We start from the raw sequence: 12,121 nt of genomic DNA, 5'->3' as shown, positions 1-12,121 counted from the left end.
ACGTAAAATATGCCCAATCATTTGATAACCGCTGCCAGTCCTTTAGAATAAGCCGCATTGTTATAACCAAGGCTAATACCAAGGTTAATGTCGCCAAATTCAGGAGCCAGTTTATGAGTAAGTCCGAAAGTCTGTATGCCCAGGCTAAACAGTTGATCCCAGGCGGGGTTAACTCTCCAGTGCGTGCATTCACTGGTGTCGGTGGAGTCCCATTATTCATCGAACGTGCCGATGGCGCTTATCTGTTTGATGTAGACGGTAAAGCCTATATTGATTATGTTGGTTCTTGGGGACCAATGGTCTTGGGGCACAATCATCCGGCAATTCGTCAGGCCGTGATTGAAGCCGTGGAGCGCGGCCTGAGCTTTGGTGCACCGACAGAGATGGAAGTGAAAATGGCCGAGTTGGTCACCAATTTAGTCCCAACTATGGACATGGTGCGAATGGTCAACTCAGGAACTGAAGCAACGATGAGTGCCATTCGTCTGGCCCGTGGCTTTACTGGCCGCGATAAAATCATCAAGTTTGAAGGCTGCTATCATGGCCATGCAGACTGTCTGCTGGTTAAAGCCGGCTCAGGTGCTCTGACACTGGGTCAACCTAACTCGCCCGGCGTACCTGCTGATTTTGCCAAACATACCCTGACTTGTACTTATAACGATTTAGCTTCTGTGCGTGAAGCCTTTGAGCAATACCCCCTCGATATCGCCTGTATTATTGTCGAGCCTGTCGCCGGTAACATGAACTGCGTGCCACCATTGCCAGAGTTCCTACCGGGTCTGCGCGCATTGTGTGACGAGTTTGGCGCACTGTTGATTATCGATGAAGTGATGACCGGTTTTCGTGTCGCATTAGCGGGTGCGCAGGATTACTACAATGTGATTCCTGACCTGACCTGTCTGGGTAAAATAATTGGTGGTGGTATGCCAGTGGGTGCCTTTGGTGGCCGTCGCGATGTGATGGATGCACTAGCACCAACTGGCCCGGTCTATCAAGCAGGAACCCTGTCTGGTAACCCAATAGCCATGGCTGCCGGTTTTGCCTGTCTGACTGAAGTTGCGCAGGTGGGTATTCATGAAACGCTGACTGAATTGACCGATTTACTGGCAGATGGTTTGCTACATGCAGCTAAAGAAGAAAATATCCCACTGGTGGTTAACCACGTTGGCGGTATGTTCGGCTTATTCTTTACTGATGCTCCAACAGTGACTTGCTATCAGGATGTGATGAATTGTGACGTAGAACGCTTTAAACGCTTCTTCCATTTGATGCTGGAAGAAGGTGTTTATTTGGCTCCTTCAGCCTTTGAAGCTGGCTTTATGTCAGTGGCGCACAGCAAAGAAGATATCCAGAAAACGGTTGATGCTGCTCGTCGGTGCTTTACACAGCTTTAATATCAATAAATTAGCCATCTCCCTATGCTGGGAGATGGTATTAATAAAATCTAGTTACCGCCCCTGTTTGCGCAATAAATAAACAAAATACGGTGCGCCAATAAATGTCGCCAATAAACCCGCTGGGATCTGATTCGGGAACAACAACATCCGGCCGCACCAATCAGCAAATACCATTAATAAACCACCTAAAATGGCCGCAATAAATAGCTGTGGAATGGCTCGACGAAAGCCCAACATGCGAGCCATATGAGGCGCCATCAGGCCGACAAAACTTAATGGCCCAACAGTTAGTGTGGCTGCCGCTGTCATAATGGCGGCCAATAACAAAATAGCTAACCGGCTAGGTGCCAGCGCTACGCCTAGAGCTCTTGCCGTGACACTCCCCAATGGCAAAATCATTAACCAACGGCGGCACAGCGGTGCTAATGCGATCAGAACCAGAGCAATAGCACCGGTACTGAGTGCTTGTGAACCATCAACAGCATAGGTAGAGCCTGAAATCCATGCCAGCAAGCCGCGCATTCGTGGATCACCACTGGCGAGTAACATGGTGATTACCGTGGTAAAAGCGGTGCTCAGTGCAATCCCGGCCAATAGCATTCTCCCGGTAGAAAAACCGCCCCGCCCTGCAACGATCAGAATCAATAATAAGGTCGCGGCCGCACCTAAACTACCTGCGGGTAGCAGCCATGCCAGTGCATTACCTGGCACGATAAACATCATTATCACCACACCAAAAGATGCGCCAGAGCTTATCCCCAGAACTTCGGGGCTGGCCATCGGATTACCTGTTAGTTTTTGAATTAATGTTCCCGCGACCGCCAGCATCATACCGGCGGCCAATGCCGCTAATACTCGTGGCCAGCGCCAGTGTAATAATGCCTGAATATCATCACCGCTAATCCAATTCCAACCGTAACTATCACGACCAAACATCAGTGCCACGGCTAATCCAGCGAGCAGGATGAGTAAACCACCGCTGATCCATAAACCCAAATGTTGCCGTTCAGCGGGAACGTTATCGCCAAAATCCATGCTGGGGGCCGTCGCGCTATGTAAGCGCGGCAACAGCCATAATAGTAGTGGTGCACCAATCAGCGCAGTCGCCGCCCCTGTGGGAATTTCTTGCCAAATCTGTGCCAACCAGATTAGCCCTTGATCCGTTACCCACAACAATAAAGCCCCCAATACAGGTGCCAAAATCAGGCGTTGCGATAAGCGGCGAGCACCGAGAATTTTTGCCAACAAAGGTGCAAACAGGCCAATAAAACCAATAACCCCAACAGCATTGACCAACATTGCACTAAACAGGATTGCCAATCCCAGCGCACACAGACGTGCTAATGACAACCCTAACCCAAGATTACGAGCGACACCATCATCCAGCCCGAGCAAGGTTAAAGGGCGAATCAATAAAGCAGCCAATACACCGGTTATCAGCAAGCGAGGCAGTAAAAACTGTACCGTGCTCCAATCTTGTTGATTCAGAGCACCGCTACTCCACAGGAACAAGCCTTGCAGTTGGTCATAATTAAATAGCGCCAGCAGATTACTGACCGCGCTACAGTAAAGACCGAGTACCAATCCCGCCAGTATCAGTGTGACGGGTGACATGCGTTTACCCCAAGCCACACCGAACACCAACACACCAATAAGGATGCCACCGGACATTGCTGCCAGTTGGCGGGTTAGTTCACCACCGGGTAGTATCCATAACGTCGCGATAGTCAGGCCAAGCTGGGCTCCCGCAGCCACGCCCAATGTAGCTGGTTCCGCCAGTGGGTTACGTAAGACTTGTTGGAACAAAACCCCTACCAGCCCCAATCCAGCACCAGTTAACAATGCCACCGTCAGCCGAGGCAGTTGGCTGTAATGGAATAACATTTGGCGCACGTCATCGCTGTCAGGCTGCCATAGTGCGGCCCCCCAGAGCGAGGCTGGTAATACCTGACTAAAATTGTATAACGTCAACACCACGGCAAAAATCAGCAGTAAGCTCAGTAAGCTCAGTAAGCCAGCCGGCAGAAACCAGCTTTTACGCAGAGTCTTGGCCATCATGAAGATTTACCCCATGCCGATTCTAATAACCGCACAAATCGCATGGCGGATAATGTCGCGCCATAGAACCATACCGCAGGCAGTATCTGTAATTGATTTTGACGCACAAATGACATGGATTGCCATAATGGTGTACGGGTAACCTGTTGTAGCATTTCACTATTACCATGAACAAAGCACATTGCTCGCCCTGGTTTTACTGTCGCTAAACGTTCGATTCCCACCACTGCACTGCCCCAGATATTAGTCTCACCCTGCCAGGCATTTTTAATATTCAATTCGTTTAATACATCCTGGAACAAGCTACCTTGGCCGATGACCAAGGCATGGCGAGTGTCCAACAGAGAAAACATCAGTAATGATGTGTTACGGCTAGCGGAAAAGCGTTGGCGGGCAGCTTGCATAAATTTATTAAAATCATCGAGATGTTGTTCGGCTGCAGCCTCTAATCCAAGACGCTGGCCTAGTGCGCGCAATGAATTTTTGCCGACAGCAAGGGGAGTACTACCCTGTTGGCTGAAAGCAAAACTCATTGAAGGGGCGATCGGAGCGAGTTTTTCCGGTGAAGGGCCGAAACCTTCAGACATCAGAATCAGTGACGGAGCCATTTGCTGTAGCAATTCCAGATTAGGTTCTGTGCGCTGGCCGACATCAATGACAGTTGCGGGTAATTCAGGTTCCTCAACCCATAAACGGTAATTATGGGTATCTGCCACACCATACGGCGTAACCCCCAAAGCCAGCAACAACTCAACAGGCAACCATTCCAGAGCAACCACCCTGCGGCTATCAATCTTAGGAGAATTTACCGCCCATCCGGGTAATGAATACAATAATGGCGATAAGGCCAGCGCAGTGAGCAATCTACGGCGGGTAAGGTCTGGCGGCGTCAGATGAGTGTGTTTGATGGGTAAATGCATTTTCATTAATACACGAAACTTACCGGCGCACCACCGGCCGGATGGGGCAATATTCCCATAGGAATACCGTAAATCTGTTCCAGAACAGCGCCTTGCATCAGGCTGTCAGCAGGGCCTTGCGCTATCATCTCACCACCACGTAGCGCTACCAAATGGTCGCAATAACGGGCCGCCATATTGATATCGTGTAATACCGCAATAACTGTCAGGCCACGCTCTCGACTAAGGCGCTGAATCAGCCCCAGCACCTCAACCTGATGTGCGATATCGAGTGCCGAGGTCGGCTCATCAAGCAGCAGACATCGGCTATTTTGCGCCACCATCATCGCCAGCCAGGCGCGTTGGCGTTCACCACCGGATAAGCTGTCGACCAACCGATTCGCCAGAGGTTTTAAATCCACCAGTGCAATCGCTTCTTCCACCTGTTCGCGGTCTTCCTGACGAAAACGCCCCAGCGCACCATGCCATGGATAACGGCCAATCGCGACCAACTCGCGCACTGTCATCCCTTCAGCTGCCGGTAATTGCTGCGGCAAATAAGCGACTTCGCGGGCAAAAGCCTTGTTGTCCCATAGCGATAATGGCACATCATTGAGCAACACCTTGCCACTGGAAGGCGGTTGATGGCGACCCAGCATTTTTAAAAGCGTCGATTTACCGGAACCATTATGACCAATCAGCCCGCAAACTTTCCCTTGCGGAAATGTCAGTGACAAAGGTTGCAATAAGGTTCGGCCAGGAACCGAAAAGCTCAGCTCGTGAAGTGAGAATACGCTGGATTGGCTTGCCTGTTGGTCCAAGATGGTGCCCTACAATTGAAAAAGTGAACGGGTATATACCCGTCATACTTCAAGCTGCATGTGCGTTGGCTGCTTTCGTTCATCCGAATCATTGACTGGTGTCAACTCACCGGAATTCACTCTATTGCTGCCTTCCTGCAACTCGAATTATTTAGGATATAATTATTATTGCAACCCGAACGTTATCGATAAATAACGAGAAGGTGAATCGAAACGATAATAATTATCAAAGCGAGTAGTTTATGCGTAACCGACGATGAACTGCAAGCGCAATGCCAGCCGATTGATCCGGATGAAATACAGAAGATAGGTGCGAAGAGTGAAAGTGAAGAGAAATGAACAATTGGCACGATAACAGTAACCGTGCCAATTGTTTGAGCTTTATTGGCCGAACATATCTTTGATCCAACCCGCGACACCATCGCCATCAGGTTTGGCTTGTGCCGCAGGCTGAGCAGCCTGGCACAAACCTTGTGGATTCTCTGTCCAGACTGGGATTGAGCGCATACCGCCGCCATCACCGCAGACAAAATTCCCCGCCGAATCAATATTCATCTGGCTAATCCCTTCCGGTGGCTGCAATACCAGCGGTAATGGAGTTTGATTCTCAAGATAGCGGCGATACAAGGTCAGTGCACCATTAGCACCGGTCAATTTGGCTGGGCCATTATTATCACGCCCCACCCAAGCAATCGCCACCTCTTTGCCATCAATACCCGCAAACCAGCTATCTCGCAGGTCGTTGGTGGTACCGGTTTTGGCCGCCAGATTGTATTTAGAGAATTTCACTGACAATGAACGAGATGTCCCACGGGCTACCCCTTGTTGCATCGCGTACAGAGTCAGATAAGCGGCCTGTGCCGGGACCATGCGTTCCGCTTGCGGGAAGCTCTGATACAACACAGTGCCATCTTCGGCGATGACCGAGCGCACGGCAGATAACGGCGCACGATTCCCGCCACTGGCGATAGTCTGATATTCCTGTGCGACTTCAACCGGCGTCAGGTCAATCGCCCCCAGCAACATCGCCGGAACTGGGTGAATAACGTCTTTCGGAATGCCCAAACGTTGCAGCATGGCACTTATCTGATCCAGCCCGACTGACATCCCCAGATTAACTGTCGGCACGTTTAGCGAGTTAGCTAAGGCATCGACCAACATCACCTGACCACGGAACTGGCGATCATAGTTTTTCGGTTGCCATGATGAACCGTTGGGTAATTTGATCGACAGCGGTTGGTCCGACAGCCAAGTATTCAGGCGATATTTATCCGGTTCACTCAACGCAGTCAGATAGGTCGGTGGCTTGGCGAGTGAACCCACCAAACGGCGGGCTTGCATCGCGCGGTTAAAGCCAGCAAATTGCGGCTGTGCGCCGCCCACCATGGCACGAACTTCACCACTGAAGCGGTCAACAATCACCATCGCCGCTTCCAAATCATCCAAATGACGGGCCGCTTTCAATGCCGGAATCCCATCTTCGATGGCTTTTTCTGCTGCATCCTGTGAAACCGGATCCAGCGTGGTGAAGATTTTCACACCGGACAAATCGTTGATCTTGTCGCCCAGTTTCTGCTGTAACTCCTGACGCACCATCTGCATAAAGGCCGGTTGAGGGGTAATTACTCCCCCTTTCGGCTGCACACCTAATGGACGGGCGCTAAGCATGGTGTACAACTCGGCATCAATCACCCCCTGGTTCTGTAACAAGCGCAGCACCAGATTACGGCGTTCGAGGGCCAGAGTCGGATTCCGCCACGGGTTATACAGCGATGCTCCTTTTACCATCCCCACCAGCATGGCTTGCTGATCGAGACTTAATTCATTCACTGGCCGACCAAAGTAATATAGGCTCGCCAAGGGGAAACCACGAATCTGATCACTGCCACTTTGGCCGAGATAGACTTCGTTCAGATACAGTTCCAGAATTCGGTCTTTGCTGTAACGGTAATCCACCAGCAATGCCATATAGGCTTCGTTGAGCTTACGCCACAGTGAGCGTTCATTGGTCAGGAACAGGTTTTTGACCAACTGCTGCGTTAACGTACTCCCCCCCTGAACGGCCTTACCAGCAGTCAGATTGGCAACCACCGCACGGCCAATGGAATATGGGCTAATACCATCATGCTCATAGAAATGGCGATCTTCTGTTGCCAGCAAGGTATCGACCAGTAAATCAGGGAAACCGGCACGTGGTACAAACAAGCGCTGCTCACCATTTGGCGATTGCAGCATGGTGATCAATTTAGGATCAAGGCGCAGGAAGCCGAAATCGCGCTGGTTATCCAGATTTTGGATCTGGGCCAATTGATCATTTTTAAACACCAAACGCGCACGAATTTGGCCCTCTTTCGCGTCTGGGAAATCAAACGGGCGGCGTAAGATATCAATACTGTCACCCTGCACGGTAAACTCGCCCGGGCGAGTCATTCGAGTGACCTGACGGTATTGCATCCCTTCCAGCAAATCGATCATCTCTTTTTTGCTGTAGGACATCCCTGGTTCAAGGCTCACCATGCGGCCATAGACGGCAGCAGGTAATTGCCAAACCTTGCCATCAATTCGACTGCGGATTTGCGAATCCAGGTAAACCCCATAGATTGCCAATACCACGGCACCTACCAGGAACAATTTGATAAATAACCCAAGCCAACGGCGTTTTTTGCGGGGTGGACGTGATGCTACCTTTCTTGGCATCGGTTCTTCCTCGTCATCATAGTCATCATCGTCGTGGTCTTCGTCATCCAGATACTCTTCTTCTTCGTATTCATCTTCATCACGCCGCCGGCGCAATGGCCGTTTCGGTGTGGCTTTGGGTTGGGCTTTCTTGCCCTTGCGCCCTATCGGCTCGCGGTCATCCCCAGACATGTCTTTCTCTCCACGCGCATTGGCGATTATTGCGGCTTAATGTGTTCCCCAATTCATCAGATAGAAAGGGGAAACATCTGAAATTATTAGCTCCAGGCCGAGTGTTCTCAGTTATCCTGATACTTCTTGGTTCTGCGTGTTGGCCGGGTATTCGCGGGATCATCCGGCCAGACATGTTTGGGATAGCGCCCTTTCATCTCTTTTTGTACCTCGCGATACGCTCCCTGCCAGAAAGCGGCCAGATCGCCAGTAATCTGTAATGGGCGATGCGCGGGTGAAAGTAACTCAAGCACTACGGCTACCCGCCCATTGGCAAGCATCGGGCTGTGCTGTTCACCAAAAACTTCCTGTAAACGCACTGCCAGTATCGGTGGCCGATCGACATAATAACGGATTGGCAGACGGCTACCGGTCGGCACAGTGTAATGAGTTGGCAGCTCAGTATCCAGCCGTTGACGTAACTGCCAGCTCAACAAACGAGTCAATGCTTCTGCGATATTCACCTGCCGCAGCCCGCGTAAATCCCGCACACCGGACAACGACGGCTGTAGCCACAGTTCAAGTTTGCCCAGTAAATTGTCATCATCTACCACCGGCCATTGCTCTTCGGGTAGCCAACGGCTGGCGCATTGTAAGCGGGTGCGTAGCTGTTCGGCATTTTCATCCCAATTGAGGATCTGTAACCCTTGCTCACGAACCCAGTTTAACAACGCGAATTGCAATGCTTCATCACTCGGCTTTGCTAAGGGTTGTGCTCGTAGGGTCAAGCGCCCAATTTGCCAGCGTCGCCAGGTGCGTAATGTCCCCTTATCTTCATCCCATTCGACCGCGGTTTGCTCTTCAACCAAATGAGGTAACTGTTTCGCCAGTTGTTCAACCTCAATGGGCAGCGCCAATAAAATGCGCGCATCCGGCCCGCTGTTGCTTTGCAATAAGCTGGCAGCCACCAACCAAGGCGCACGTGATAACGCCTCGTCTTGCGCCATAGCAGCGCCCATACCGTTAGCCAATAGATAGCGGCCATCTTGCCCACGTTGTTGCGCGATGCGATCCGGATAAGCCAGCGCCAACAACTGACCAGCCAGATCACTATCCACAACGCCTACCCGAGCATTAATTCTTTGTACCAATTGCTTCGCCCGCCGCTGCCAATACGGCTGTGGGCGGCTAAGCCAATCATGTAAATCAATTTGTCCGGAACGCGGAGGTTCTTCCAGAATAGCGGCCAACAGTGCCGCCGTGGCCAAGGCGTTTGGACTTTGCCCCGCGGCAAAACATAACATGGCGGCCAGCCGTGGTTCACACCCCAAGTTTGCCATACTGCGCCCGGTACCGGTAAGCTGCCCCTGAGAGTCGATAGCCCCCAAACGGCGCAGTAAATCTCGAGCAACGCCCAGTGCCGTTTGTGGGGGCAGATCCAGCCAACTGAGCTGTGCCGCGTCCTGGCATCCCCAATTCAGCAATTCCAGCCACAAACTGCATAAATCACTGTTAAGAATTTCTGGTTCGCTATATTCGGCCGCCCGCTCGCTCTGTTCTTTAGCAAACAGATGCCAACAAATCCCCGGTTCCAGTCGCCCGGCTCGCCCGGCGCGCTGTACCATTGAGGCCTGACTAACACGCTGAGTCACTAATCGGGTCAGGCCGTTTTTGACATCAAAGCGCGCAACCCGTTCCAACCCACTATCGACCACCAGCCGAATACCTTCAATCGTCAGGCTGGTTTCAGCAATATTGGTCGCCAGCACCACTTTTCGCCGCCCCACAGGAGCTGGTTGAATGGCTTTCTGCTGCTCAGTGAGTGGCAAAGCACCATACAGTGGGCAAAGGTCGGTGTCTGTGGCGACATCGCCTTGCAACCGTTCCATAACACGATGAATTTCGCCAACACCGGGTAAAAATAGCAGCAAAGAGCCAGATTGCTCGTTCAATAATCGTTTAACACGATTGGCAACCCCATCCTCCAGCCGTTCGTGGCTAGACAAGGGCTGATAGCTGCGCTCGACAGGAAAGCTGCGCCCCGCTGAAACAATCGCAGGGGCTGATGGCAGCAGTGTAGAAAGGCGTTGGTTATCCAGCGTTGCGGACATAATCAGCAGTTTGAGATCATCACGCAGCCCTTGCTGCACATCAAGCAATAGTGCCAGTGCCAGATCAGCCTGCAAACTGCGCTCATGAAACTCATCGAGGATAACCAAAGACACGCCGATCAACTCGGCGTCTTGCTGGAGCATGCGGGTCAAAATACCCTCGGTTACCACCTCAAGGCGGGTATTCGGCCCGCTTTTGCTTTCGGCTCGCATCCGATAGCCCACGGTCTGCCCCGGCTGTTCACCCAATTGCTGAGCCAAACGGTAAGCCACATTTTTCGCCGCCAGCCGTCGGGGCTCCAACATAATAATCCGACCTGGCAATCCGCTATATTTTAGAATTTGCAGCGGTAGCCACGTCGATTTACCGGCTCCGGTAGGAGCGTGGAGCAAAACTTGCGGTGAGGTTCGCAACGCAGACAAAATCTCACTGAGCACTTCACCTACCGGTAAAGCGCCCATCTGCGCATTATTTTCTCTCTGACTCACCACATTCTTCCCCATACTCTCTACTTTCATCGTCAGCCATTGTAACATCATGACCGTATAGCGTATTTAGCCGAGTGATTATGCCAACCTAATGATTAATGCTGTTGATAAAACTATCGTTAACAAACGTCTGTTCTTTGCCCTGGCACTGCCTGATGCCCTGCAACAGCGCATTGTACAATGGCGAGCAGATAACTTTCCGCCAGAAGCTGGCCGCCCTATTGCTGCAGCAAACCTCCACCTGACGCTGGCGTTTCTCGGCGAGGTCAGTCACGCCAAAGCACAGGTCTTACAGCAACAAGCCGGGCGCATAAATCAGTCAGGTTTTAATGTGACACTGGATGATATCGGCCATTGGCCCGGCTCCGGAGTGGTATGGCTCGGGTGTAAGAATCCACCACGTGGGTTGTTACAGTTGGCTCAATTGCTGCGCTCCCAAGCGGCACGCAGCGGTTGTTACCAAACACCGCTGCCATTTCATCCTCATGTCTCCTTATTCCGCGGCGCTATTCGACCCGTCGCCATACCGGCTAAAACCACCAACGAAAGCTTTCAGGCGGACCATTTTTCGTTATATGAGTCGGTATATGCGCGTGGCCGCACGCGTTATAACATGGTGCAAAGCTGGCCGCTGGCTGACAGTGAATAAAAGGAAATTGAATGCCACTTGACACAAAATTGTTATCTTTTAACCCACGGTTACAGCCCGCCACACTTATTAGGCGGTATAAACGCTTTTTAGCTGATATTGTGACGCCCGCTGGAGAAGTGCTGACCATTCATTGCGCTAATACTGGGGCAATGACGGGTTGTGCCACGCCAGGGGATACGGTCTGGTATTCGACTTCGGATAACCCAAAACGAAAGTATCCCCATAGTTGGGAATTAACCCAGACCCAAACCGGTGACTGGATTTGCGTAAATACATTACGTGCCAATGAGTTAGCAAGCTTAGCGATAGATAATAATCAGATAGTTGAATTATCTGGTTACACTTCTGTCAAAAGGGAGATTAAATATGGGGATGAGAACAGCCGTATAGACTTGTTATTGCAGGCAGAAAATAGGTCTAACTGCTATATTGAAGTCAAGTCGGTTACCTTATTACAGCAACAGTGTGGGTATTTTCCGGATGCCGTCACCCTGCGGGGTCAGAAGCATCTTAGGGAGTTACAAAGCATGGTTGCCAACGGTCACCGGGCGGTACTTTTTTTTGCCGTATTGCATACGGGTATCAGGCAAGTTGCCGCTGCCCGACACATTGACAATCGCTATGCAGAATTGCTGGCCCAGGCTCAGCAAGCAGGAGTGGAGGTTATTTGCTACGGTTTTCAACTATCGCCTGACGGTATTGCGCTGGATGCTCGCCTACCGTTATTACTGGACGAAACACCAAATTCATAACGCTGAATAAAGAAGCGATTATTGGATAAAGTTGCTCGCCAAATACGCCTTCCTTCACACCATTGTCAAGCAGGCGACAGGAATAATTGCCAACC

The 12,121-nt window shown here is 51.2% G+C and carries 8 protein-coding genes; 3 read left to right on the top strand and 5 right to left on the bottom strand.

Features of this window, described 5'->3' with window-relative positions:
• The first annotated feature begins 113 nt into the window (after positions 1–113).
• A complete protein-coding gene (gene hemL / locus QSV56_RS05005; RefSeq protein WP_019080470.1) occupies positions 114–1,394 on the top strand; it encodes a glutamate-1-semialdehyde 2,1-aminomutase in 1,281 nt (426 codons plus the stop codon).
• Positions 1,395–1,448: 54 nt separating this feature from the next.
• Here the strand turns inward: hemL and fhuB are convergent, their stop codons facing one another.
• The 5 genes from fhuB to hrpB form a co-directional block, all read right to left on the bottom strand.
• Positions 1,449–3,455 carry a Fe(3+)-hydroxamate ABC transporter permease FhuB gene (fhuB, locus tag QSV56_RS05000; RefSeq protein WP_301211073.1) on the bottom strand — a complete coding sequence of 669 codons (2,007 nt, stop codon included), beginning with the start codon at positions 3,453–3,455 and terminating at the stop codon, positions 1,449–1,451.
• On the bottom strand, positions 3,452–4,381 hold the full coding sequence (gene fhuD / locus QSV56_RS04995; protein ID WP_050875293.1) for a Fe(3+)-hydroxamate ABC transporter substrate-binding protein FhuD: 930 nt from the start codon (positions 4,379–4,381) through the stop codon (positions 3,452–3,454). Before fhuD ends, fhuB begins: the two co-directional genes overlap by 4 nt.
• Positions 4,381–5,175 (bottom strand): Fe3+-hydroxamate ABC transporter ATP-binding protein FhuC, encoded by a 795-nt coding sequence (gene fhuC, locus QSV56_RS04990; protein WP_301211069.1) that lies wholly within the window; start codon positions 5,173–5,175, stop codon positions 4,381–4,383. The genes fhuD and fhuC overlap by 1 nt, the downstream gene beginning before the upstream one ends.
• Positions 5,176–5,556: 381 nt before the next feature.
• Entirely contained in the window at positions 5,557–8,043 is a 2,487-nt protein-coding gene (gene mrcB, locus QSV56_RS04985) for a bifunctional glycosyl transferase/transpeptidase (protein WP_046051573.1), read from the bottom strand.
• Between the two features lie 107 nt (positions 8,044–8,150).
• Positions 8,151–10,670 (bottom strand): ATP-dependent helicase HrpB, encoded by a 2,520-nt coding sequence (gene hrpB / locus QSV56_RS04980; RefSeq protein WP_050131975.1) that lies wholly within the window; start codon positions 10,668–10,670, stop codon positions 8,151–8,153.
• 43 nt (positions 10,671–10,713) lie between these two features.
• On the opposite strand from hrpB, the gene thpR reads away from it, so the two are divergent.
• Positions 10,714–11,271 (top strand): RNA 2',3'-cyclic phosphodiesterase, encoded by a 558-nt coding sequence (gene thpR / locus QSV56_RS04975; protein WP_057626154.1) that lies wholly within the window; start codon positions 10,714–10,716, stop codon positions 11,269–11,271.
• Positions 11,272–11,282: 11 nt separating this feature from the next.
• The gene (gene sfsA, locus QSV56_RS04970) at positions 11,283–12,026 is read left to right on the top strand and encodes a DNA/RNA nuclease SfsA (RefSeq protein WP_019080477.1); all 744 of its coding nucleotides are present in this window, start codon (positions 11,283–11,285) and stop codon (positions 12,024–12,026) included.
• Positions 12,027–12,121: the final 95 nt, after the last annotated feature.

Source organism: Yersinia sp. 22-579 (genome assembly GCF_030433455.1).
Taxonomy (GTDB): domain Bacteria; phylum Pseudomonadota; class Gammaproteobacteria; order Enterobacterales; family Enterobacteriaceae; genus Yersinia; species Yersinia enterocolitica.
Note: the sequence above shows the minus strand (reverse complement) of the source record. Positions and strands in the feature narration are given on the sequence as shown.